A 24,208-nucleotide genomic window follows, 5' to 3' on the forward strand; every position below is an offset into this window, starting at 1 on the left:
CGCGAACAACATCTTCTGGCCGAAGGAGCATTTCCAGAAGTTGATCGGGCTCTACCGGCGGCGGTACGCGCACTACGGTCACGGTACCGAGGAGCAGGCGATCGTCGGGCTCGGCGGGCAGGTGTTCATGCGCGAGAACTCGCAGGATGCCGTACGCGAGTTCCGGCCGTACTTCGACAACGCGCCGGTCTACGGACACGGGCCCTCGCTGGAGGAGTTCACCCGGGACACGCCGCTGACGGTCGGCTCGCCGGATCAGGTGATCGAGAAGACGCTGAAATTCCGCGGTTACTTCGGCGACTACCAGCGCCAGTTGTTCCTGGTGGACCACGCGGGCCTGCCGCTGAAGACGGCGCTGGAGCAGATCGACCTGCTGGGCGAGAAGGTCGTGCCGGTGCTGCGCGAGGAGTTCGCCAAGAACCGTCCGGCGAACGTGCCGGACGCCCCGACGCACGCCTCGCTGCTCGCGGCCGCGCAGAAGTAAGAGATAGAAGTAAGAATAATACGTAAGAGATCAAGGAAAGGGTGTACGAGGATGGATGCGGTTCGGCTGGTCGTCGTTTCGGCGGGCCTGCGTCAGCCTTCGAGTACGCGGCTGCTGGCCGACCGGCTTGCCGCCGCGGCGGAGCGCGAGCTGCGGCAGCAGGGCCGTGACGTGCACGTACGCGTGCTGGAGCTGCGTGACTACGCCGTGGACATCGCCAACAACCTGGTCACCGGTTTTCCGAACCCAGCCCTCGGCGACGCCCTGAAGGCGGTCGAGTCGGCGGACGGACTGATCGTCGTGTCCCCGATCTTCTCGGCGTCCTACAGCGGCCTGTTCAAGTCGTTCTTCGACCTGATCGACCCACGGGCGCTGACCGGAACCCCGGTGGTGATCGCGGCGACCGGAGGCAGCGCCCGCCACTCGCTGGCACTGGAGCACGCGCTGCGGCCGCTGTTCTCCTACCTGCACGCCACCGTCGTGCCGACCGCCGTGTACGCCGCGACCGAGGACTGGGGCGGCGAGGCCGCGGAATTCGTCGGCCGCATCGATCGCGCCGCGGGGGAGCTTTCCGCTTTGCTCGCAAATCGGGAATCGAAGTGGCAGGACACTGATGTCGAGGTCGAGGATGACGACGATGTCATCCCCTTCGAGCGGCTCCTCGCGGGCTGAACGGCGCGGTGACCAGGTCGGGGACGCCCTCGGTTCGCCTGCGTGATCTTACCGTCGCGTAGCGAATACCCTCAACGCTGAATGTGCATGGCTGAGCCGTTGCCTCTGCTTTACTCGGGCTTGGCTGGACATTCGCCATTCTTCGTTTCATGCCACGCTTCATACCCACGCTCGCTCTCGCGGTTACCGCCGCTGCGGGTCTGGGCGCGATCCCCGCGCTCACCTCCGTGGCCGGCGCCGTCACCCCGACGGCGTCCTCCTCCACCCACGTCGCCGCTTCCGCCGCGAACTGGGCGCACGGCAACGCCATTCGCAACGACTCGAAGTCCCACAGGATCGGCGCCACCGCCAACGCCGCCCCGTCCGGCTTCGGTCCGTCCAGCATCCAGTCGGCCTACAAGCTGCCGTCCAGCACGGCCGGCAGTGGCCGGACCGTCGCCATCGTCGACGCCTTCAACGACCCGACCGCTGGCAAGGACCTCGCCGTATATCGCAGCACGTACGGTCTGTCGGCGTGCACGAAGGCCACCGGCTGTCTGAAGATCGTCAGCCAGACCGGTTCCACGACGAGCCTGCCGAAGACCAACGCCGGCTGGGCCACCGAGGAATCGCTCGACCTCGACATGGTCAGTGCGACCTGCCCGAACTGCCACATCATCCTGGTCGAGGCCACCAGCGCCTCCAACGCGAACCTGGGCAAGGCGGTCAACGAGGCGGCCAAGCTCGGTGCCGACGCGATCTCCAACAGCTACGGCGGCAGCGAGTCCTCCTCGGACCCGACCTACGACACGACGTACTACGACCACCCGGGAATCGCGATCACCGCCTCCTCGGGTGACAGCGGCTACGGCGTCGAATACCCGGCCGCCAGCCCGTACGTCACCGCGGTCGGCGGCACCTCGCTGAGCAAGGCCTCGAACACCCGCGGCTGGACCGAGACCGCGTGGTCCGGCGCCGGCGCGGGCTGCTCGGCGTACGAGGCGAAGCCCAGCTTCCAGGGGAGTGCGAGCACCGGTTGCGCCAAGCGCGCCGTGGCGGACGTGTCCGCGGTCGCCGACCCGAACACCGGCGTCGCCGTGTACGACACGACCCCCTACCAGGGCTTCTCCGGCTGGCAGGTCTACGGCGGCACGAGCGTCGCGTCCCCGCTGATCGCGAGCGTCTACGCGCTGGCGGGCAACACCTCGTCGGTGGACAACGCCTCGCTCGCCTACACGAACCACACCTCGCTGTTCGACGTGACCTCGGGCAGCGACGGCAGTTGCTCGCCGAGCCAGCTGTGCACTGCGCGCGCCGGCTGGGACGGCCCGACGGGCTACGGCACCCCGGACGGGGTCGCAGCCTTCTAAGTAAAGCCACATTTGTGGGGAGTGCTCGTAGTCCGGTCGGTCTACCCACCCGACCGGCCTACGGCATTTTCAGCCCCTGCTTCAGGGCACTGCGGAAGGCGCGGACGGCGGGATGCCGGGCCGCGCCCGCGCGTACGCCGGTGATCAGCCTGCGGTGCGGGCGGCCGGGGAGCCTGGAGACGCGCATGTCGTGGCCGCGGTCGGTGTCGAGGAGCAGGCCGGGCAGCAGCGCGACCGCGTGGCCGGTCTCCACGAGGTGGATCTGCAGCAGCAGGTCGGGGCTCGCGAAGCGGATGTCCGGTTCGAATCCGGCGCCCCGGCAGAGGGTCCGCGCCCACTGGCCGACGGGAATGTCGGGCGGGTCGAGCGCCCAGGGCACGTCGGCGAGTTCGGCCAGCCGGACCGGCGCCTGATCCTCGCCGCAGTCTCCGGCGCTGCCGTCGCCGTCGCCGTTGCCGCTGCCGTTGTCACCCTTGGCACCGCCGCCCCGGGCGTGCGGACCGTGCGTCGGCACCGCGAGCAGCAGTTCGTCGAGTGCGAGCAGTTGCGTGTGGACGCCCTCGACCGGCGGTTGCGGCAGTCCCGGGTACTCCTCGCCGAGTACGACGTCGAATTCGTGCGCGAGCAGTCCCGCGAAGGCTGGGCCCGCCTCTTCGTGCGTGATCTCGACGCGCAGGCCCGGGTGCTGTTCCGCGAGCAGCGTGAGCGCGGGCGGGACGAGCGCCAGGAGGACGGATTGGAACGAGGCCACGCGCAAGGTGCCGCCCACCTCCGTCAACGAGGCGCGCAGGTCGGCTTCGGCGAGTTCGAGCCGTTCCAGGATGACCTCGGTGTGCGCGACGAGGATCCGCGCCTGCGCGGTCAGCCGCACGCCGCGTCCGGCCGGTTCGAGCAGCGTCACCCCGGTCTCGGCCTCGAGCTGGCTGAGCTGCTGCGAGATCGCGGACGGGCTGTAGGACAGGGCCTCGGCGACGGCCTTGAGAGTGCCGCGGCGGTCCAACTCGCGCAGCAGCCGGAGGCGGTGCACGTCCAGCATCTCGGCCCCTTTCCTGACTCATCAGTTTTCCTCACCAGTATCGCTCGGAAAGTATCGCTAGACGAATCAGTTGTGCTGCCGGAGCCTGGAGCCATGCGCTCACCGACCTCGACCAGGCCGTCCTCCGTCGTCGGCCCGGCCACGCTGATGGTGCTCGGCTCCTGCACCTCGCTGCAGATCGGCGCCGCACTGGCCACGCGCCTGTTCCCGGCCACCGGCGCGTCTGGGGCCACGCTGCTGCGGCTCGGGCTGGCGGCGGGCGTGCTGCTCGTGGCCACCCGGCCGGGTATACGGACCTGGACACGAGCTCAGTGGCGCGCCGTGATCCTGTTCGGCTTCAGCCTCGCGGGTATGAACGGGTTCTTCTATGCGGCGATCGCGCGGATCCCGCTGGGAATCGCCGTGACCATCGAGTTCCTCGGCCCGCTCACGCTCGCCGCGGTGCTGTCCCGACGCGTCCGCGACCTCGGTTGGGTGCTGCTGGCGCTGGTCGGCGTGGTCGCGCTCGGATGGACCGGAGAGGGCGGATCAGGAGGCTCACTCGATATCGCAGGGGTCGTGTTCGTCCTCATCGCCGCCGTGTTCTGGGCGCTGTACATCCTGGCTGGAGCGCGTGCCAGTGCGGAGGTGCCAGGCCGTGGCGCGCTCGCGGTCGCGATGACCATCGCAGCACTCATGCTCACTCCCGGCGGGGTGCGCGGCGCTGAGCACGTCGCCGATCGGCCAGGGTTGATGCTCGTCGCCATCGGCACCGCGCTGATGGCCTCGATCGTGCCCTACTCGCTGGAATTCGCGGCCATGCGCCGGATTCCGCGTCGTGCGTTCGGGATCCTGCTGAGTCTTGAGCCGGCCGTGGCCACGTTCGCGGGCTGGCTCGTCCTCGGGCAACGCGTCGGCCTGCTCGCACTCGCCGCGATCGTCGCGGTGGTATCAGCGAGCGTCGGATCGACGCTGACCGCGGATCAGCGGCCTTGACCCGCGTCGGTCTGGCGCAGGAAGTCCTCCGGCGTGATGCGGCGCAACTCGCGGCGCACCGCGCGCGGCGCGGAGAGCGGCGCGACGAGCAGTACCGGCGCCTTGGCGGTGCTGACGACCCTTCGGCGCACCTTGCCGCGCAGGTAGCCCGCGATCGAACGACGCGGACCGGCACCGAGAACCAGCAGGTCGCTCGAACGGTCGGCCAGCGCGTTCAACGTCTCCGCCGCGGGCGCGCGTACCACGAGCGTCTCAACGTGCAGATCCACGGGGAGCTCGCCGAGCGCTTCGGCGACGGCCGCGTCCAGGCGCTCGCGGGCCTGCCGGTTCCAAAGCCGAAGCAGCGAGGGCTCGGGCGCCCTGCGGTACACGGCCTCACCGCCCGGCGGCTCCCAGGCGAGCACTACGACGAGTTCGGTGCCGGCGCGCCGCGCCTCGTAAACGGCCCGGCGCAGCGCGGCGCCGCTGCTGGCCGAGCCTGTCACTCCGACCACTACGCGAGCGGTCCTGACCTCGGGGAATAGTTCCGTCGTGTTCATGTCTCCCAGTATTCGAGCCGGAAGCGTCCACGGGAAGTGGCGCCATTGCCCTTGTGCCACAAAATCCTGCCAGGTAGCGTGAGGGCATGTTGAAGACCGTCGCTGCACTGGTGATGGACGGCACCGCCGCCTTCGAACTCGGTGTGGTGTGCGAGGTTTTCGGCGTCGACCGGACCGAGGACGGCGTGCCGGCCTTCGACTTCCGGGTCTGCGGCGAGCACCCCGGCAGACCTCTGACATCGACCGGCTTCCAGATCGTGCCGACGTACGGCTTCGATGCCGTCGAGGACGCGGACCTCATCCTCGTGCCCGCCGTCGCCGGCCCGTCGGTCGACTACCCGCCCGCGATCATCGAGGTGGTGCGGGCGGCCGCCGCGCGCGGAACGACTTTGCTCACGGTCTGCTCCGGCGCGTTCCTGTTGGCGGAGGCCGGTATCCTCGACGGCCTGCGCTGCACGCTGCACTGGAAGCACGCCGAGGAGTTCGCCGAGCGGTACCCGGACACGAAGGTCGATCCCGACGTCCTGTTCGTCGACGAGGGCAGCGTGATCACCAGCGCGGGCACCGCCGCCGGCATCGACGCCTGCCTGCACCTCGTCCGCCGCGAACTCGGGTCCGCCGTCGCCAACGCGATCGCCCGCCGCATGATCGTCCCGCCACAGCGCGACGGCGGCCAGCGCCAGTTCATCGACCTCCCGGTCCCCGAGACCGAGTGCGACAGTTTGCAGCCGGTCCTCGACTGGATGCTCGACAACCTCACCGCCGACTTCAGCACCGCCCGACTCGCCCGCCGCGCCCGCATGTCCGAACGCACCTTCGCCCGCCGCTTCGTCGCCGAGACCGGCACCACCCCGCTGCGCTGGATCACCCTCCAGCGCGTACTGCACGCCCGCCGCCTCCTCGAGGAGACCTCCCTCGCCGTGGAGGAGATCGCCAACGCCTGCGGCCTAGGCTCCGGCGCCCTCCTGCGCCACCACTTCCACCGCGCCGTCGGCGTCACCCCGGCCGACTACCGCAGGTCCTTCAGCTGCGCGCAATGAAATGAAAGCCGCCACTTGGTAACCGCGCCCGATGCCGACTGCTGGTTGCACCCTCACATCGAAGTCCGCACCTCGCCGATCCAAGGCAGGGGTCTGTTCGCGGTGGCGCCTATCGCAGCCGGAACCGTCGTCTCCCGAGTCGGCGGAAGGCTGGTCTCCGGCGCCGAGCTCGCCGCCGTCTTCGCCGCCGCCGCAGGTGATCCTGATCATCCGTACATTGACACGATCACCGTCGCCGACGACGTTCACCTGATCCTTCCGCCGCGCCGCCCCAACGGTTACGGCAACCACAGTTGCGATCCGAACGTGTGGTGGATCGACGCGTACACGCAGGCGGCGCGCCGCGCCATCGCGGTGGGGGAGGAGCTGACGAACGACTATGCGACGTCCACCGGAATCGCCGATTTCCGTATGGACTGCGCCTGCGGATCAGAGCTCTGCCGAGGTGAGGTCACCGGCCTCGATTGGCGACGAGCCGAGCTCCGGGAGCGATACGGCGATCACTGGACGCCCGGACTGCTCGACCTGATCAGACGGCGTCGCTGAGGTCTGAGACCGAGGCCGTGGGGACGGTCAGGTACTGGCGCAGCGCGAGGTCGCGGAAGGTGACCGGGCCGCGGGGGCCGGGGACGCGGTCGATGTTGATGCCGGTCTCGGGGAGGCGGAGCAGCTTGAAGCCGTCGAGCAGGCGGGTCGGGCAGTTCCAGAAGCCGCCGGAGCCGCCGTAGGCGTCCAGGAAGTCGCGCGCGGCGGCGGCGTCCTCGGTCGCGACGGCGGCGGCGAGGCCGGAGGTCTCCTCGTTCGCGATGCGGGCGGCCTCGGCCGGGCCGTCGACGGTGTCGATGGTCACGGTGGCGGCGCGGTCCGGGTCGAGGGCCCACTCGAAGCCGCGCGGGTGGTCGTGCGGGGGCAGCGAGGCGGCGATGCCGAGGCGCTTGAGCACATCCAGAATCCCGGGCAGCAGTTCGTCGTGCAGCGAGCGATCGAGAAGCAGAAGATTGAGACGGTTGCAGACGCCGAGGCGGTCCAGGCTCTCCTCGACCATCCGCTGCGCGAGCTCTGGACCGGCACCCGGCGCGACGTACAGCACGCCGCCGCCGTCCGCGTGGGCCAGCGTGCGCACGCCGTGCCGCGCCGCCTCGCGGGCCAGGTCCCGGGTGCTCTCGCCGCTGCCGCGCAGAATGACCAGGGGGACGAGGTCGGGCACGGCGACCAGCGCGTACGCCGCCGAACGGTCCTCGACCGGGATGAGCTGGATCGCGTCCGGGTCCAGGCCCGCGTCGGCGAGCGCGGGGGCCACGACCTCGTCCATCAGCGCCTGGCTGGAGCGCAGCGCGGCGGAACCGGTGCGCAGTACGCCGCCGTTGCGCGACTTGAGCAGCTGCGAGGCGATGTCCACGGTCACGTTCGGCCGCGCCTCGAAGTTCGCGCCGATCACGCCGACCGGCCGACGGCGCTCCAGCAGTGTCAGCCCGTCCGGCCGCCGCTCGATGATCTTGTCCCGCGGTTCGTCCGGCACGTCGGCCAACGCGGCGAGCTGCTCGGCCATCGCGTCCAGTCGCGCGGCGGTCAGCCGCAGCCGGTCCTGGAGCGCCTCGGACATGCCGCCCGCCCGGGCGGCGGCGAGGTCGGCCTCGTTCGCCGCGATCAACGCAGGTGCCGCCGATCGCACCCGCCGGGCCATCGCGCGCAACGCGGCGTCGATCGCCGACTCCGACGCGTTCACCAGGGACGCGGCGCCCCGCGCGGCGCGCTCGGCACAGGCGCGGACCGTGGCGTGCACGGCGTTCGGCGCGGCGGACGCGGAGTGGTCGGTTCCGGTGGTCACGTCAGGACCTTTCCAAGGTTGCGACTTCTGTCGCGGCGCTGATCGGCCTAGTCGGTTCAGCGTACGCCGGCCGGGTCGAGGAGCGTGATCATGGTCGCGTGGCGAGACCGGCCACGTCGGCATCGGCATCGGCGTTGGCGTCGACATCGACGGCTTACTCGCCCGGGCGGCCCGTCGTGGGTAGGCTGATCTACCGTACGGGAGGGGGAGTCCAGTGGACGGCGTGACGCTGCGGCTGCTCGGGCCGGTCGGGATCTCCCGGAACGGCGCGGCACTGCCGGTGCCGCGCGGGCAGACCCTCACCGTACTGGTCACCCTGGCGCTCGCGGCCAACCGCGTCGTCAGCACGGACGCGATCGCGGCGGCCGTCTGGGGCGAGGACGACCCGCCCGCGAATCCCCGCGCGGGCGTGCACAACGCCGTCGCCAGGCTGCGCCAGTTGCTCGGCCCGACCTCGATCGAGACCGTCATCGACGGATACCGGCTGCGCGCCGACACGGAGAACATCGACCTGCTCCGCTTCGACGCCTTGGTCGACGAGGCGGCGGGCGGCTCCGGCGAGGACGCGCTCGGCAGGCTGGAAACCGCGCTCGGGCTCTGGCGCGAGCCGCTGCTCGGCGGCGTACCGGATCCGCTGCGCACCGAATCGGAGCGCTGGCTCCGGGAACGCCGCCTCGATGTCCAGGCGCGCCGCGTCGAGCTCGCGCTCGAGGCGGACCGGACCGACACCGGCACGATCACCGAGCTGACCGAGCTGGTCCGCGCGCATCCCTTCGACGAGCGGCTGGTCGGGCTGCTGATGCGCACCTGCCATCGGCACGGCAGGCAGGCCGACGCGCTGGCCGAGTACGAACGGCTGCGCTCGGCGCTCGGCGAGGATCTCGGCATCGATCCCGGCGCGGCGATCCAGCAGCTCTATCTCAAGGTTCTGCGAGGTGAGTTGCCGGTCCCGGCGGCCCCGGCGCGGATCCCGGCCAAGGAGCCTCCCAGGCAGCTGCCCGCCGCCCCTCCGCGGCTCTACGGCCGGCACCGCGAGCTGGCCGACCTCGACGCCTGGCTCGCGAGGGAGCCGACCGGTTCCGGGCCACGCCTCGTCGCACTCGTCGGGCCCGGCGGCATCGGCAAGACCGCGCTCGCGCTGGAGTGGTCCGGCCGGCTCGCCGAGCGTTACCCGGACGGGCAGCTCTACGTGAACCTGCGCGGATACGGTCCGGGCACGCCGCTGGTCCCGGCCCGCGCGCTCGAATCGCTGTTGCGGGCGCTCGGAATCGCCGCCGAGGAGCTGCCCGCCGATCTCGAGGACCGGGCGGCCCGCTTCCGGGACGCGCTCGCCCGACGCAGCATGCTGATTGTGCTGGACAACGCCCGGGACGGCGAGCAGGTGCGCCCGCTGCTGCCCGGCGCCGGCAGCCTCGTCGTCGTCACGAGCCGAGGCCAGTTGCGCGGTCTGGCCGCGCGCGACGGCGCGTACCGGGTGACCCTCGACCGGATCGGCGCCGCGGAGGCGCGTGAACTGCTCGCCGAGGCGACCCGGGGGCCGGCCGGCCGCTTCGCCGAGGACGAGGTGTGGCGGCTGGTCGAGCTGTGCGCCGGACTGCCGCTGGCGATCCGCATCGTCGCGGAGCGGATGGCGAGGGCCGGCGGCTCGCTGCGCGAGACCGTCGCGGTACTCGCCGACGCGAACGAACGGCTCGACGCGCTCTCCTCCGGCGACGACGACCTCGCCGACATGCGCACGGTGCTGTCCTGGTCGTACCGCGCGCTGGATCCGGAGGCCGCGCGCGCGTTCCGGCTGCTCGGCGCGCAGCCCGGCCCGGAGGTCTCGCTGCCCGCCGCGTCGGCGCTGTTCGGCGTGTCGCGGGTGCGCGCCGAGAACGTGCTCGACCGCCTCATCGGCACGCACCTGGTCGAGATCGCCGGGCCGGGCCGCTACCGCCTGCACGACATCCCGCGCGCGTACGCCGCCGAACTCGCCGCCGAGGAGTCGGTCGAGACCGCGGGTTGCGTGCGCGATCTGCTGGACTGGTATCTGCTCAGCGCCGTGAACGCGATGAGGGGCGTCTACCCGGGTATCGCCGTCGAGCGGCTCGAACTGCCGACGAGCGCGAAACCGCCGCTGGACTTCGCGGACTCGAAGGCGGCGTACGCGTGGTTCGAGCTCGTATATCCGTCGCTCGTCGCCTGCGTGGAGCGTGCGTACGCGCTGGGGCTCGACGGCCACGCCTGGAAGCTGGCGTGGTCGATGTGGGACTTCCTCGACCATCGTGCGCTGTACGACGACTTCATCGCCACGCATCTCGTCGGCCTCGAGGCCGCCCGCCGGTCCGGCTCGCTCTGGGGCGAGGGCTTCATGCGCCACGAACTGAGCGACATCTACCTTGACCTGCGCCTCTATGACCAGTCGATCGAACATGCCCAGGCGACGCTGGCGATCGCCCGAGAACTGGGCAACCCGCGTTCGATCGCCGCGTCCTACTCCGGCCTCGGCGTGATCGCGACCGAGACCGGCGATCACGACGTCGCCCTCGGCCACTACACTCAGGCGCTTGATATCTACATCGAGGTGGGCGACGAGGTCGACGAGAGCGCGATGCGGGTCAACATCGGCAGCCAGCTGGTCAAGCTGGGCCGATTCGGTGAAGGGCTCGAGTCGCTGACCCGCGGCCGCGAGATGATCGAGCGGACCGGGCACAAACGCGGCCTCACCCAGGCGTTGACGCAGCTCGGCTGTGCGCACGCCGGGCTCGGCAACCACGATCAGGCCCTCGCGTTCTTCAACCTGTCCGTCGAACTCAACCACGAGCAGGGATACCGCGCGATGGAGGCCAACGCCCTCACACACGCGGCGAACTCGCTGTCCGCGCTCGGCGACCGCGCCGGTGCCCGCGACCACCTGAAACAGGCCTATGAGATCTACCGGGATGTCGGGCTGCCGCGCGCGGCCGAAATCCAGCGACGCATCGCCGAACTCGACGGCTGACTGATCCCGGCGGGTGTCCCGCCAGGGCACGTGTGGCCCCCGTGCCGCACGTGCCCCGCCGGGATCCTTCCCCCGTTTCCCCCGTGGTCCGCGGCTCCCGTGTCCCCGGTCCCCGCGGATCCCGTTCCCTCCCGTGATGCTTCCGGGCTGGTGGAATCAAGTACAGCAGGGCCCTCTCACAGCCGCCTCACAACTCGCTCACGACGAAAGGGCCGGGCCCTCGAAGCGACCGCCCCGCCGCTCCGGGGGCCCTACAGTGCAGCCTTATTCGTGGTCCGGAATTACTCGGCCACGCCCGCCTCGAACGCCGGGTAGTACGCGCCGGACTGGCCGCTCGCGGTCGGGTGGTAGGACTCGGTCGTGTCGAGGATGTTGAACGAGTGCAGCCACGAGCTGCTGTCGCAGATCTCGTGGCCGGAGAAGTACGGACGGACGTCGACGTAGCTGAAGCCGCTGTACTTCGCGGCCTCCGTCGAGATCACGCCGTCCAAGGTGTCGGCGCCGCCGTCGATCGCGGACCGGCTGTCCGTGCTCAGGCCCACGCAGCCGCTGGACTCGTTCAGGTCGTAGAACTCGGGGTAGCCCATGACCACGACGTGCGCGTTCGGGGCGTCGGACTGGATGTCGCCGAAGAGCGTGTCGAGCTTGGCGGGCAGGTCGTTCTGCGCCTCGGTCTCGGCGGTGGACACGGCCGACTCGCAGGAGCTGGTGCCGTCGAGGATGCAGGTCTCCATGACACTGCTGAAACCGACATCGTTGCCGCCGACGGTGATCGACACCAGCGTGGTGGACGAGTTCAGGCCGGACAGCTGGCTGGACTCGACGGTCGAGGTGGTGGCGCCGGAGCAGGAGTCGTCGGTGAACGAGCTCGGCGAGTTGGCGCCGTCCCAGAGATACGGGTAGGCGTTGGTGCTGATGTCGCAGCTGCCGCTGGCGCTGGTGTAGCTGCCGGCACCGACGCCGGACGAGTACGAGTCGCCGAGCGCGACGTAGTCGGCGCTGGAGGCGTGGGCAGCCCCTCCAGTGCCGAGCGCGATCGCGGCGGCGGTCCCGACGGTGGCGGCGATGCCGAGGCTGCGCCGGACGAACATGGGGGTCATGGTGGGTTCCTCCCTGGTGGGTACTTCTTACTCACTAGTAACCAGGGTTCTGTCCCACCACAAGTACAATGCTCAACTTTTGCTGGAACGCACAGCGAAAGCCGGGTTCGCGGTCGGCCGGACCAGGTGGGATACGGTTGATCGATGACGCCGTTCCCCGCTCCCGGTCAGCCGCCCGTGCGCGTACTCGTGGTGGAGGACGACGAGGGGATCGCGTGGCCGCTGCGACGCGGCCTGACCAAGTCCGGATACCAGGTGGAGACGGTCGCGACCGGCGCCGCGGCGCTCAAGGCGGCCCCCGCGGACGTCGTGCTGCTCGACCTCGGGCTGCCGGACATGGACGGGCTCGAGGTGTGCCGCCGACTGCGCGAGCACTCCGACGCCGCCGTCATCGTGGTCACCGCGCGGGACGGGGAGGTCGACCGGGTCGTCGCGCTGGACGACGGCGCTGACGACTACCTCGTCAAGCCCTTCGGCCTGGAGGAGTTGCAGGCCAGGATCCGCGCCGTCCTTCGGCGCGTGCGACCGTCCGTGCCGGGCCATCTGATCGGCGTGCTGTCCGTCGACCCGCGCGCTCGTCAGGCCTGGGTGCGGGGCAGCGAAATCGCGCTCACGCCGAAGGAGTTCGACATCCTCGAATGCCTGATCGCCGAACCGGGCCGGGCGGTCTCCCGGCACACGCTGATCACCCGCGTTTGGGACGAGAACTGGTACGGCCCGACCCGCGTGCTCGACGTGCACATCGCCGCACTGCGCCGGAAGCTCGCGATCGACGGCCTGATAGAGACCCTGTACGGCCACGGGTTCCGCCTCGTCCCCGCCGCGGCGGTCGAGGCCGGGACCGCGGGCTGACCGTCCGACCCGTCAGCTGACGGTCAATCCGGCGAGGGCGCACACGGCCCCGATTCCCGCGGACAGCAGGAGCGCGGAGACCACCCCGCGCCGCACGAGGAACAGCCACAGCGCGGCGCCGGCCAGCAACGCGTACTGCCAGCCGTGCCCGAGCGCGAGGGCCAGCGGGATCGCCGAGCCCGCGATGGCCCCGATGACGGCGGGCCCGGCGCCGGTCAGGAATGCCTGGACCCGCTCGTTCGCGCGCAGCGTCGCGAAGTATCGGGCGCCGATCAGGATGAACAGGAATGACGGCGTGAACGCGACGAGCACCGCAAGCAGCGCGCCGCCGTAACCCGCCGCGGCGTAGCCGATCACGCCGACCGTCAGCACGACCGGTCCCGGCGTGATCTGGCCGAGTGCGACGGCGTCGAGGAAGCGCGCGTTCGTCATCCAGTGATACGTCTGCACGGCGTCGTGCTGCATCAGCGGGATGATGACGAATCCGCCGCCGTACGACAGCGCACCGACCTTGAACGCCTCCCAGGCGAGCGCGCCGAGACCTCCCGCGGCGGTCGTGGACAGCGCCAGCGGAACGACGGCCGCCAACGAGGCGGGACGCGACCTGACCACGACCTCGAGGGCACCGCACGCGACCAGCACGAGCACGAGGAACGGCCCGATGAGCGCCGCCGCGGCCCCACCGGCGACGGCGTAACCGATCCAACGCGCACGGCCCGTCCGCGGCGCCGTGCCGCCCTGGATCCGCTTCCAGCTCGACGGTGCCAACCCCCACGCGGCGTGCACGGCGACGGCCGGAACCGCGGCGCCGGCTCCGGCCGCCAGACCGAGCACGACGACCGGCGGGTGCGCGGCCAGGAAGAGGGTGCTCAGCGCCAGGATCATCACCAGCCCGGGCCAGATGAAGCAGACCCCTGCGATCAACGCCCCGGCCGGGCCGCGCAGCCGCCGTCCGCACCAGATCGCCAGCTGGGTCGAGGCCGGTCCCGGCAGCAGGTTGCACGCGGCGATCGCGTCCTCGAACTCGTCCGCCGCGATCCAGCCCCGCTGCTGGACGCACAGCTTGCGCAGCAGCGAGATATGCGTCGGCGGGCCGCCGAAGCCGATCAGGCCCATGCGAGTCCACTCGCGGGCGATCGTACCCAGCGGGACCGGCCCGGTCTCCGTCGCGCTCGTCAACTCGTCGCACTCGATTCAGGTTCAGCCGCGTGTGCCGCCGTGCGCCCGACGAGCGCCGCCGCACCGATCGTAACGAGTGCGCCGAGCATGAGCGCGGCGGCCTCCCCGGACTGCAGGACGTGCACCTGTGTGCCCAGCGTCGCCGCGGCCACCGGGACGCCGAGCTGGCTCGCGGCGAGCACGCCGAGCGAGATCGGCTGGCCGCTGACCCACATCAGCGCGTGCACGACGGCGGCGGACAGGCCGAGCAGGACGCCGAGCACGATGAATCCAGGACGATGGCCGAGCTGGCGCAGATTCAGCTCCGCGCCGAGCCAGACGAAGAACAGGGGACTGAAGAACCCGTCGGTCACGGCGAACAGCTGCCGCGTCAGCCGACGCGGCTCGCCGATCCCCGCGACCGCGAGACCGATCGAGAACCCCGCGAGCATGATCGAGACGTGCGTCGCCACGGCCAGGGCCGCGAGCCCGAACAGCGCGGCGAGGCTGAAGCGCAGCTCGAGCGCGAACTTCCGCTGCTCCGAGATCCGGTGCACGCGGTGCTGCAGCCCCGAGCTCTCGATCTTCCGCAGCAGCACGAAGAGCACCCCGGCACAGCCGATCACCGCGAGCGCGCCGAGCGCGGCCCGGCCCGCGTGCGCGGGATCGACGGCCAGCGGGACGGCCACGATGCACAGCGTGTCCGCGATCGCGACCTGCGGCAGCAGTTCGAGCAGCGCCGGGCCGGTCAGCCCGAGGGAGTCGACCATCGGCAGGACCAGCGCGGCGGACGAGGAGGCGATCAGCACGGCGTACATCGCGGTGTGGCCGGTGTGGAACAGCCTGGCGAGCCCGAACGCCGGCAGCACGGCCAGCGCGCCGATCGCGATCGCCCGGGCCGCGCCCTTGCGCAGCCCCTGGACCAGCCGGGGATCGCGGATCGGCACGTGCGAGCCCGCCACGAACATCACCAGCGCGAAGCCGATGTCCGCCAGGAACGAGAACGTCGGGTCACCCGGGTGCAGGAATCCGGCCAGCGTCGGCCCGAGCAGCACTCCCGCCGCGAGCTCGCCGACGACCACCGGCACCCGCCAGGCCGGCGGCAGCGCCAGCAGCGGACCCAGCAGCCCGACCAGCACGATGACGGCGAGTGTTCCGAAGCTCATGGCCTTGATTCTATGGAGGGGGCGCGTGTTGCCCGGCGAACACCCGAAAGGCCGATTGTCCGCGCAGGATTGGCTCCGCGGTCACTGCCGCGCCCCGGCCTCTCGCCGCAGGATAGCCTCATGACCCAGACGACGACTCATCCGATTCCGCTCGACCGCGGTGAACTGGATCTCATCGAGGCGTACTGGCGCGCGGCCAACTACCTGTCCGTCGGCCAGATCTACCTGCTGGACAACCCGCTGCTGCGCGAGCCGCTGCGGGCCGGGCACATCAAGCCGCGGCTGCTCGGACACTGGGGCACCACCCCGGGCCTGAACCTGATCTACGCCCACCTCAACCGGCAGATCAAGGCCCGCGACCTGAACGCCGTGTACATCGCCGGCCCCGGTCACGGCGGCCCGGCCCTCGTCGCCAACACCTACCTCGAGGGCAGCTACAGCGAGTTCTACCCCGGCATCGGCCGCGACGAGGCGGGGCTGCGCAAGCTCTTCCGCCAATTCTCCTTCCCCGGCGGCATCCCCAGCCACGTCGCCCCCGAGACGCCCGGCTCGATCCACGAGGGCGGCGAGCTCGGCTACGCCCTCTCGCACGCGCACGGCGCCGCCTTCGACAACCCGGACCTCGTGGTCGCCTGCGTGATCGGCGACGGCGAGGCCGAAACCGGCCCGCTGGCGGCGTCCTGGCACTCCAACAAGTTCCTGGACCCGGCGAGCGACGGCGCGGTGCTGCCGATCCTGCAGCTGAACGGCTTCAAGATCGCGAACCCGACGGTGCTCGCCCGGATCCCGCGCGAGGAGCTCGACGACCTGCTGATCGGATACGGGTACCGGCCGATCACGGTCGAGGTCCACGACCCCGAGGACCACGACGCCGCGCACCAGGCGATGGCCGCGGCCTTCGAGGACGCCTTCCAGGACATCGCGGCGATCCAGCGGGTGGCCAGGGAGAACCCGGACGTGGTCGACCGGCCGCGCTGGCCGATGATCGTCTTCCGCTCGCCGAAGGGCTGGACCGGCCCGAAGGAGGTCGACGGCAAGCGCACCGAGGGCAACTGGCGCTCGCACCAGGTGCCGCTGTCCGAGTTGCACGAGAACCCCGCGCACCTCGCCCAGTTGGAGCAGTGGCTCGCCTCGTATCGGCCGAACGAGTTGTTCGACGAGCACGGCGCGCTCGTCCAGGAACTCGCCGAACTGGCGCCGCGGGGCGAGCGGCGGATGGGCGCCAACCCGCACGCGAACGGCGGCCTGCTGCTGCGCGACCTGGAGATGCCGGACTTCCGGGACTACGCCGTGGACACCAAGGAGCATGGCGTCGTCACCGCCGAGGCCACGCGCGTACTCGGCGGCTTCCTGCGCGACGTGATGGCGGCCAACGAGGAGCACCGGAACTTCCGCATCGTCGGCCCGGACGAGACCGCGTCCAACCGGCTGGGCGCGGTGCTCGAGGTCACCGGCCGCACCTGGCTCGCCGAGGCGGAGCCCGACGACGACGCCGCCCTCGCCCCCGACGGCCGGGTGATGGAGATCCTCTCCGAGCACACCTGCCAGGGCTGGCTGGAGGGCTATCTGCTCACCGGCAGGCACGGCTTCTTCTCCTGCTACGAGGCGTTCATCCACATCGTCGACTCGATGTTCAACCAGCACGCCAAGTGGCTGCGGACGACGAAGCGGATCCCCTGGCGGCGCCCGATCGCCTCGCTCAACTACCTGCTCACCTCGCACGTCTGGCGGCAGGACCACAACGGCTTCTCGCACCAGGACCCCGGCTTCATCGACCACGTCGTGAACAAGAAGGCCGACGTGATCCGCGTCTACCTTCCGCCGGACGCCAACACCCTGCTCTCCGTCGCGGACCACTGCCTGCGCAGCAAGCACTACGTGAACGTCATCGTCGCCGGCAAGCAGCCCGCCCTCACCTGGCTGCCCATGGACGAGGCCGTCGCGCACTGCACCCGCGGCATCGGCATCTGGGACTGGGCCTCGTCCGACGACGGCGCCGAACCCGACCTGGTCATGGTCTGCGCGGGCGACGTCCCCACCCTCGAGACCCTGGCCGCGACCGCGATCCTGCGGCAGCACTTCCCCGAACTGAAGATCCGCGTGGTCAACGTCGTCGACCTGATGCGGCTGCAGCCCGACACCGAGCACCCGCACGGGTTGAGCGACCACGAATTCGATGCCTTGTTCACCTCGGACAAGCCGGTCATCTTCGCGTACCACGGCTACCCGTGGCTCATCCACCGGCTCACCTACCGCCGCAACAACCACGACAACCTCCACGTGCGCGGCTACAAGGAGGAGGGCACCACGACCACGCCCTTCGACATGGTCATGATGAACGACCTCGACCGCTTCCACCTCGTCATCGACGCCATCGACCGCGTGCCCGAGCTGCACGAGCGCGGCGCGCACCTGAGGCAGCAGATGACCGACGCCCGGCTGGCCGCCCGCGCCCACACCCGCGAGCACGGCGACGACGCACCGGAGATCAAGGACTGGGTCTGGCCGCTGGGCTGACCCGCGAAGATCCGCGAAGATGAGAGTCCTGCGACGCTCCGCGCGGAGCGTCGCAGGACTCTTTCCATCGGAGCTGCTATCGGCTGCCGGCCGCTGTCAGCGCGCTCGGGCCGCGACGCGGAGCTTGAGCCCGGCCGGCGTGTTCACGATCTTGCGGCTGGTGCGGAGCTGGTTGCCGGGGACCGGCTCGAGGTTCCACTTCGCGGCGATCGTCGCGAGGATCAGCGCGGACTCGACCAGCGAGAACTGGTCGCCGATGCACTTGCGGGCCCCGGTCCCGAACGGGATGTAGCCCTCCTTGTGCATGCACTCGGCCCGCTCCGGCTGCCAGCGGTCCGGATCGAAGCTGCGCGCCTGCTCGTGCGCCTTCGGCTCGCGGTTGATGATGTAGGGGCTGTAGAGCACGTCCGTCCCGGCCGGGATCTTGTGCCCGCCGAGTTCGGTGTCCGCGGTCGTCACCCGGGTGAACAGCCACGAGGGGCTGTAGAGGCGCAGCACCTCGGACAGCAGGCGGTTGGCCACCGCGAGCTGCGGCACGTCGTCGTAGGTGGCCGGGCGCCCGCCGAGCACCTCGTCCACCTCCCGCTGGAGCTGCGCCTGGACCTCGGGACGCCTGCTCAGCTCGTACAGCACCCAGGACACCGTCTGCGCCGTGGTCTCCGTGCCCGCGACCAGCATGAACGAGAGCTGATCGACGAGCTCTGAGTCGGAGAAGGCGTCGCCGTCCTCGCTGTCCCCGGCGAGCAGCGCGGACAGCAGGTCGCCGTGCTCCAGCGCGTTCCCCTCGGCCTTGCGCTCGGTGATCAGCCGCTGCGTGGTCTCGCGCAGCCGGGCGACGGCCTTGCGGTAACGGCCGTAGCCCGGCGTCAGCCAGCCGAACGGCGCGGGCAGGGCCGTGTCGACCAGCAGGCCGCGGGTGAGCTCGAGCGAGTCGGCCATGATCTCGCGCAGCGTCTCCTCGGAGACCGAGCTGGAGAAGATCGTGGCCGTCAGCACCCGGCCGGTGACGGCCATCAGCTCCGGGACCACGTCGAGCTCCTGGCCGTCCCGCCACTTGGCCATGGCGCCGGTGATCTCGTCGGTCATGATCTCGCCGTAGCCGGAGAGCCGGCCCCTGGTGAACGAGGGCTGCATCAGCTTCCTGAGCCGGCGGTGCTTGCGGTGCGGGGCGAAGCCCATCGCCGTCGGCATCAGCTTCTCGGCGGCCTCGAAGAAGGGGCCGCCCTTGTCGTAGACGTCGTCGGCGACCAGCACCTGGTGGGTCAGCATCGGATCGCAGACCACGACCATCTTCTTCCCGCCCAGCTTCAGGGTGAGCAGGCCGCCGTATGCGGAGAGCGTGTCGAGATAAGTCAGCGGATCGCGGGCGAGCCGCGGCAGGTGGCCAAGCAGCGGCACGGCCCCCGGAGCCAGGGGTATGGTGGCGGTCTCGGACATGTCAGCCCTTTCCATCATTAATCAAAGTTCGTACGCATCCGCGACGAGAACCATCATCACAGTGCGTATACCCCGAGCACGAACTCGTACTCGCAGCGATCACACAGGTATCACGGCAGCTCGGGGGGCGCCGCCGGGGGCGCTCGAACGGCGCCCCCCGTGCGCCGCTGAAACGCTTCACCCGCATGTATAACTTGTGTAAAAACTCCCCGAGGGCGGCAACTCGCGACGCATCCTGGACGGGCCGGTCCACGGCGGGTTTCGTCGGCGTGCGCCCCGGCGCATCCGGGGCGCGGACGCTTTTCCGTGCCTACTGGGGTCTGATATAACGTCAGACCTGTCCGGAGAGACCAGACCCGCCGTATCCGAACACTGAGCAAGGTGACCGAGTGCCCGTCCAGATCATCCCCGATGAGGCCGCGAACGCCTCGTACGGTGATCGAGGGTCCCCGGCCGCCTCGCCCCCGCCGCCCCGCGCGGCGGCCGGGCCCGCCATGTTCGGCGCACCAAGTTCAGACGCTCTCCGCGGGCCGCGCCCGTGACTCTTCTCCCCGTCCCCCCGTCGGTCACCGACACACGCCCACGACTCAGACCAAGGTTCTGCGAATGATACGCAAGCGACCGTCACCTCGTGGCTCGCAAGGCGGCTCCGCCGTCATCTACAGTGCCCTTATACCCGCGTGCCTGACCGCGCTCTGCACGGTCGGCGCGATCCTCGTCGTCACCCCGCACGCCCGCCGCGCGGTCGCCGTCTGCGGCCTGGTCGCCGTGATCGCGGTGGGCCTGGCCTGCGCGGAGATCGGCCGCCGCGGCCACGCGATCGCGCAGCTGCGCCGCCGCCAGGCCTCCACCGAGCAGGAGCTCGTGCGCCGGCTGGAGCTGCAGGAGGCCGAGACCAGCCGGCTCGCCGTCGAGGTGCTGCCCTACGCGATCGGCCGGCTGCACCGCGGCGACTCGGTCGAGGAGGCGCTCTCCGGCGCGGGCCAGTCGCCCGCCCTCGGCGCGGCCTTCGTCAAGGCGCACGAGGACGTCGTCCGCTCCGTCCTCGACGCCGTGAAGGCCGAAGAAGACCTGCGCGACTCCGCCCAGCGCGCGTTCGTCAACGTCGCCCGCCGCGTGCAGGCCATCGTGCACCAGCAGTTCCAGGACCTGCGCGAGATGGAGGAGCGGCACGGCGGCAGCCCCGACGTGTTCGACGACCTGCTCCGCGTCGACCACGGCACCGCGCTGATCGGCCGGCTTGCCGACTCCCTCGCGGTGCTCGGCGGATCCCGCCCCGGACGGCAGTGGCAGCAGCCGGTGCCGCTGTTCAACGTGCTGCGCGGCGCGATGTCCCGGATCTCCGACTACCAGCGCGTCGAACTGCACTCGGTGGTCGAGGTCGCCATCTCCGGACCGACCGTCGAACCGCTCATCCACGCGCTCGCCGAGTTGCTGGACAACGCCACCCGCTACTCGCCGCCGCAGACCCGCGTGCACATGACCGCGGTCGAGGTGCAGTCCGGGATCGCCGTCGAGATCGAGGACGGCGGCGTCGGCCTCGGCGAGGAGGCCAGGGTGCGCGCCGAGCGGGTGCTGACCCAGGTCGGCTCCGGCCTGGACCTCGCCGACCTCGGCGAGAACCCGCGCCTCGGCCTGTCCGTGGTCGGCCGGCTCGCGCAGACCCACCGCTTCCAGGTCTCGCTGCGCCCCTCGGCGTACGGCGGCGTGCGCGCCGTGCTGATCGTCCCGCGCGACCTGGCCACCGTGGTGCCGCTGTCCGCCGCCACCCCCGGCGCCGCGATCACCGCGAACCCGCACAAGCCCGTGCCCGCCCTCGCCCTGCAACCTCAGGAGCCGCGGAATATCGAGATCAACGACCAAGGCCTGCCGCAGCGCCGGCGCGGTTCGACCGCCCCGGTCGGCGGGAGCCGGGCCAACCCGAGCCTGACCGCGCCGCAGCAGCCCGCCGCCGCCCCCTCGACGACCGCACCGCTGAACGGCACCGCGCCCGCCGCGCCGCCCTCTCCGCCCCCGGGCCTGTGGCTCGCCGCGTTCCAGAACGCGGTCTCCGGCGACGGGACCGCCGACGGCGCCCAGCAAGCCCTCAGTGACGATCCGTCGAGCAAGGAAGGCGAGTAGTCGATGGACCACCTGCAGCCCAGTATGGACTGGATGCTCAAGGACCTGGCGGAGAGCGTGCCGGGTACCCGGCATGTCGTCGTCCTGACATCGGACGGCCTGCGCATGGCCCAATACAACACGGATGTGGACACCGCCGACCGCCTGGCGGCCGCGTGCGCCGGACTGCAGAGTCTGTCCGCCGCCGTCGCCGCCGAGTTCCCGCAGGGGGACAAGCAGATGCGGCTCGTGGTGATCGAGGTCGGCGGGGGATTCTTCTACCTCATGGCGGCCGGCGCGCGGGCGTATCTCGCGGTGCTGGCCGACGAGGGGGTGGACGCGGGACTGATGGGGCAGCAGATGCGCAACCTGGTAGCGCGCATCGGCGAGCATCTCACCAGCCCGCCGCGGATGGAGGAGAGGACGGCCGGGTGACCCCGTCCCCGATCAACGACGCGTCCTCCTCCTGGGAGCAGGGCGGGCCAGAGCGCCTGTACGTCATCACCGGAGGCCGTGGCGCCGCGGGCCGCCGCGCCGACCTCGACCTGGTCACGCTGGTCGTGGCGCGGGCCGCGGCCCGTCCGGAGATGCAGCCGGAGCATGCCTCCATCCTGCGCATGTGCCACTACCCCCTGTCCATGGCGGAGATCTCGGCGTACCTCAAGCTGCCGTTCAGCGTGGTCGCCATCCTGGTCTCCGACCTGCTCGCGGAATCCTCCGTGGAGGTGCGCGCCGCGGTGCGCACGGCCGGGATTCCCGATCCCGAACTGCTCAAGGCGGTGATGTATGGACTCCAGAAGCTCTGAGCTGGCCGTCGGGCCGGCGCGTGAGGACGCGCTGCCCGCTTCGGCCGCCACCGCGGTCAAGATCGTCGTGGTGGGCGGGTTCGGCGTCGGCAAGACGACCCTGGTCGGCTCCGTCAGCGAGATCAGACCGCTGACGACCGAGGAGACGATGACCGAGGTCAGCGTCGGCGTCGACGACGTGCGCGGGGTCGAGCAGAAGAGCGCGACCACCGTGGCGATGGACTTCGGCCGGATCAGCATCAACGAGGAGCTGGTGCTCTACCTGTTCGGAACGCCCGGGCAGCAGCGCTTCTGGTTCCTGTGGACCGGCCTGTTCGAGGGCGCCCTCGGCGCGGTCGTGCTGGTCGACACGCGGCGGCTCGAGTCCAGCTTCGACGTCATCGGACGGCTCGAGGACGGCGGCGTGCCGTTCATCGTCGCCGTCAACGTCTTCCCGGACGCCCCGACGCACCCGCTGGACGAGGTGCGCACCGCGCTGGACCTGCCGGCCAGCGTGCCGATCGTCGCCTGCGACGCGCGCAGCCGGGGTTCGAGCCGTGACACGCTGCTGGCCCTGATGCGCTACCTGTACACGCTGTCCACCCAATCCGCGGCCGCACCGGTGGCCGCCTCAGCCGCCACGGAGTGACCGTGTCAATCATCCCAGAATCAGCCGCCGAATCAGGCGCCGCCGTTCCGCCGCCGGGCTGCCCGGCGCACGCGGGCGGCGCCGGTCTGACTGCCCTCTACGGCCCGCAGGCGCAGAGCGACCCGCACGGCTTGTACGAGAAGCTGCGCGCCGAGCACGGCACCGTCGCCCCGGTGCAGCTCGAGGGCGGCGTCCCCGCCTGGCTGGTGCTCGGCTACCGGGAGAACACCGAGGCCGCGCGCAGCGCCACCAAGTTCACCCGCGACTCGCGCACGTGGCGCGGCTGGGAGGAGAAGCAGATCGGCGACGACTCCCCGCTGATCCCGATCCTCGGCTGGCGCCCCGACGTGATGTCGGTGGACGGCGAGGAGCACCAGCGGCTGCGCTCCGCGGTGAACGACTGCCTGGCCAGGTTCGACCGCCACGGCATCCGCCGGCACGTGCAGCGGTACGCGAACCAGCTGATCGACGCCTTCATCGAGTCCGGCAGGGCGGACCTCGTGGAAGAGTTCGCCGATCACCTCCCGATGCTGGTCTTCGCCCGCCTGATCGGCCTCACCGAGGATCAGGGCCCGAAGCTGCTCGAGGCGAGCGTCGGCATCGTCAAGGGCGGCGAGAAGGCGGTCGAGTACAACAACTACATCATCGGCACGCTGCGCACCCTCACCGAGGAGCGCCGCAAGGTCCCGGCCCACGACCTGGCGACCTGGATGGTGCAGCACGAGTCCGGCCTGAGCGACGACGAGGTGCTCAACCACCTGCGGATGATCCTGGTCGCGGGCAACGAGACGACGACCAGCCTCATCTCGAGCACCCTCCGCATGATCCTGACCGACCCGCGGTTCCGCGCCTCGCTCACCGGCGGCCTGATGACGCTGCCGGACGCCGTCGAGCAGATGCTGTGGGACGAGCCGCCGCTGATGGTGTGCCCGGCGCGCTTCGCCACGCACGACATGCAGTTCGGCGGCCAGGAGATCAAGGAGGGCGACCTCCTGGTGCTCGGCTTCGCCGCGGGGAACATGGACCCGGAGATCCGCCCCGACCTCGACGCCCCGATGCACGGCAACCGCTCGCACCTCGCGTTCAGCCGCGGTCCGCACGAGTGCCCCGGCCAGGACATCGGCCGCGCCATCACGGACACCGGCGTGGACGTGCTGCTCTCCCGGCTGCCCGACCTGCAGCTCGCGGTGCCAGAGGAGCAGCTGAGCTGGTCCTCGGGCACCTGGTCCCGCCACCTCGACGTGCTGCCCGTGCAGTTCGCCCCGCAGCGCCGCTCCGAGCCCGAGCAGGCCGCCGCCGTCCCCGCCCCGCGCACGGTGTCGCAGCAGCCTGTCTCGACCCCGGCCGGCGGCTCGCCGGGCACGGCCGCGGGCAGTGCCGCGACCGCCTCCGCCCCGCCGCTGAGCGCCGCCGCCGACGCCCTGGCGGCCATCGCCCAGGCCGACGCCGCGGCGGACGCCGAGGACCGCGACCGCCGCGGCTTCTGGTCCTCGCTCGCCGGCATCTTCCGCCGTCGCCGGTAGAACGATGACCTAGGCAGG

At 70.9% G+C, this 24,208-nt stretch carries 21 protein-coding genes; 14 read left to right on the forward strand and 7 right to left on the reverse strand.

Going from position 1 to position 24,208, the window contains the following annotated elements; translation table 11 throughout:
- The 3 genes from VG296_RS14055 to VG296_RS14065 form a co-directional block, all read left to right on the forward strand.
- Positions 1-484 (forward strand): LLM class flavin-dependent oxidoreductase (locus VG296_RS14055; protein ID WP_325566141.1); only part of this gene is annotated, 484 nt, incomplete at its 5' end.
- Positions 485-535: 51 nt separating this feature from the next.
- Positions 536-1,156: an FMN reductase gene (locus VG296_RS14060; RefSeq protein WP_325566142.1), complete on the forward strand. Its 621-nt coding sequence runs from the start codon at positions 536-538 to the stop codon at positions 1,154-1,156.
- 149 nt (positions 1,157-1,305) lie between these two features.
- Positions 1,306-2,505, forward strand: a complete 1,200-nt coding sequence (locus VG296_RS14065; protein WP_325566143.1) for a S53 family peptidase — start codon at positions 1,306-1,308, stop codon at positions 2,503-2,505.
- A gap of 58 nt (positions 2,506-2,563) precedes the next feature.
- Here the strand turns inward: VG296_RS14065 and VG296_RS14070 are convergent, their stop codons facing one another.
- Complete coding sequence (locus VG296_RS14070) at positions 2,564-3,541, reverse strand: LysR family transcriptional regulator (protein ID WP_325566144.1); 978 nt, start codon at positions 3,539-3,541, stop codon at positions 2,564-2,566.
- Positions 3,542-3,634: 93 nt separating this feature from the next.
- Here VG296_RS14070 and VG296_RS14075 point away from each other — a divergent pair, with 93 nt between their 5' ends.
- Entirely contained in the window at positions 3,635-4,516 is an 882-nt protein-coding gene (locus tag VG296_RS14075; RefSeq protein WP_325566145.1) for an EamA family transporter, read from the forward strand.
- Here the strand turns inward: VG296_RS14075 and VG296_RS14080 are convergent.
- Positions 4,504-5,055 (reverse strand): universal stress protein, encoded by a 552-nt coding sequence (locus tag VG296_RS14080; protein ID WP_325566146.1) that lies wholly within the window; start codon positions 5,053-5,055, stop codon positions 4,504-4,506. The genes VG296_RS14075 and VG296_RS14080 overlap by 13 nt on opposite strands.
- 86 nt (positions 5,056-5,141) lie before the next feature.
- On the opposite strand from VG296_RS14080, the gene VG296_RS14085 reads away from it, so the two are divergent.
- Positions 5,142-6,095 carry a GlxA family transcriptional regulator gene (locus VG296_RS14085; protein WP_325566147.1) on the forward strand — a complete coding sequence of 318 codons (954 nt, stop codon included), beginning with the start codon at positions 5,142-5,144 and terminating at the stop codon, positions 6,093-6,095.
- A 45-nt stretch (positions 6,096-6,140) separates the two neighbouring features.
- A complete protein-coding gene (locus tag VG296_RS14090) occupies positions 6,141-6,641 on the forward strand; it encodes an SET domain-containing protein (RefSeq protein ID WP_325566148.1) in 501 nt (166 codons plus the stop codon).
- Here VG296_RS14090 and VG296_RS14095 read toward each other — a convergent pair.
- Entirely contained in the window at positions 6,625-7,923 is a 1,299-nt protein-coding gene (locus VG296_RS14095) for an aldehyde dehydrogenase family protein (RefSeq protein WP_325566149.1), read from the reverse strand. The genes VG296_RS14090 and VG296_RS14095 overlap by 17 nt on opposite strands.
- Before the next feature lie 214 nt (positions 7,924-8,137).
- On the opposite strand from VG296_RS14095, the gene VG296_RS14100 reads away from it, so the two are divergent.
- On the forward strand, positions 8,138-10,903 hold the full coding sequence (locus VG296_RS14100) for an AfsR/SARP family transcriptional regulator (RefSeq protein ID WP_325566150.1): 2,766 nt from the start codon (positions 8,138-8,140) through the stop codon (positions 10,901-10,903).
- Positions 10,904-11,184: 281 nt separating this feature from the next.
- On the opposite strand, the gene VG296_RS14105 is transcribed toward VG296_RS14100, so the two are convergent.
- Positions 11,185-11,994 (reverse strand): SGNH/GDSL hydrolase family protein, encoded by an 810-nt coding sequence (locus tag VG296_RS14105; RefSeq protein WP_414641094.1) that lies wholly within the window; start codon positions 11,992-11,994, stop codon positions 11,185-11,187.
- A gap of 153 nt (positions 11,995-12,147) precedes the next feature.
- Between VG296_RS14105 and VG296_RS14110 the strand changes: the two genes are divergently transcribed.
- The gene (locus tag VG296_RS14110) at positions 12,148-12,855 is read left to right on the forward strand and encodes a response regulator transcription factor (protein ID WP_325566152.1); all 708 of its coding nucleotides are present in this window, start codon (positions 12,148-12,150) and stop codon (positions 12,853-12,855) included.
- Positions 12,856-12,867: 12 nt separating this feature from the next.
- On the opposite strand, the gene chrA is transcribed toward VG296_RS14110, so the two are convergent.
- The gene (chrA, locus tag VG296_RS14115; RefSeq protein WP_325566153.1) at positions 12,868-14,034 is read right to left on the reverse strand and encodes a chromate efflux transporter; all 1,167 of its coding nucleotides are present in this window, start codon (positions 14,032-14,034) and stop codon (positions 12,868-12,870) included.
- A complete protein-coding gene (locus tag VG296_RS14120; RefSeq protein WP_325566154.1) occupies positions 14,031-15,179 on the reverse strand; it encodes a cation:proton antiporter in 1,149 nt (382 codons plus the stop codon). The genes chrA and VG296_RS14120 overlap by 4 nt, the downstream gene beginning before the upstream one ends.
- 120 nt (positions 15,180-15,299) lie before the next feature.
- On the opposite strand from VG296_RS14120, the gene VG296_RS14125 reads away from it, so the two are divergent.
- Positions 15,300-17,696: a phosphoketolase family protein gene (locus tag VG296_RS14125; protein ID WP_325566155.1), complete on the forward strand. Its 2,397-nt coding sequence runs from the start codon at positions 15,300-15,302 to the stop codon at positions 17,694-17,696.
- A gap of 96 nt (positions 17,697-17,792) precedes the next feature.
- On the opposite strand, the gene VG296_RS14130 is transcribed toward VG296_RS14125, so the two are convergent.
- Positions 17,793-19,133: a cytochrome P450 gene (locus VG296_RS14130; protein ID WP_325566156.1), complete on the reverse strand. Its 1,341-nt coding sequence runs from the start codon at positions 19,131-19,133 to the stop codon at positions 17,793-17,795.
- A gap of 606 nt (positions 19,134-19,739) precedes the next feature.
- On the opposite strand from VG296_RS14130, the gene VG296_RS14135 reads away from it, so the two are divergent.
- Genes VG296_RS14135 through VG296_RS14155 form a run of 5 tightly spaced genes read left to right on the forward strand, consistent with a single transcriptional unit; the run spans position 19,740 to position 24,190 of the window.
- Positions 19,740-21,254 (forward strand): sensor histidine kinase, encoded by a 1,515-nt coding sequence (locus VG296_RS14135; RefSeq protein WP_325566157.1) that lies wholly within the window; start codon positions 19,740-19,742, stop codon positions 21,252-21,254.
- Positions 21,255-21,257: 3 nt separating this feature from the next.
- Positions 21,258-21,668 (forward strand): roadblock/LC7 domain-containing protein, encoded by a 411-nt coding sequence (locus tag VG296_RS14140; protein ID WP_325566158.1) that lies wholly within the window; start codon positions 21,258-21,260, stop codon positions 21,666-21,668.
- On the forward strand, positions 21,665-22,039 hold the full coding sequence (locus tag VG296_RS14145; protein ID WP_325566159.1) for a DUF742 domain-containing protein: 375 nt from the start codon (positions 21,665-21,667) through the stop codon (positions 22,037-22,039). Before VG296_RS14140 ends, VG296_RS14145 begins: the two co-directional genes overlap by 4 nt.
- A complete protein-coding gene (locus tag VG296_RS14150; RefSeq protein WP_325566160.1) occupies positions 22,020-22,667 on the forward strand; it encodes a GTP-binding protein in 648 nt (215 codons plus the stop codon). The genes VG296_RS14145 and VG296_RS14150 overlap by 20 nt, the downstream gene beginning before the upstream one ends.
- 2 nt (positions 22,668-22,669) lie before the next feature.
- Positions 22,670-24,190, forward strand: coding sequence for a cytochrome P450 (locus VG296_RS14155; RefSeq protein WP_325566161.1), 1,521 nt, complete (start codon positions 22,670-22,672; stop codon positions 24,188-24,190).
- Positions 24,191-24,208: the final 18 nt, after the last annotated feature.

The sequence above is a fragment of the Actinospica sp. genome (assembly GCF_035552695.1).
Lineage (GTDB): Bacteria > Actinomycetota > Actinomycetes > Streptomycetales > Catenulisporaceae > Actinospica.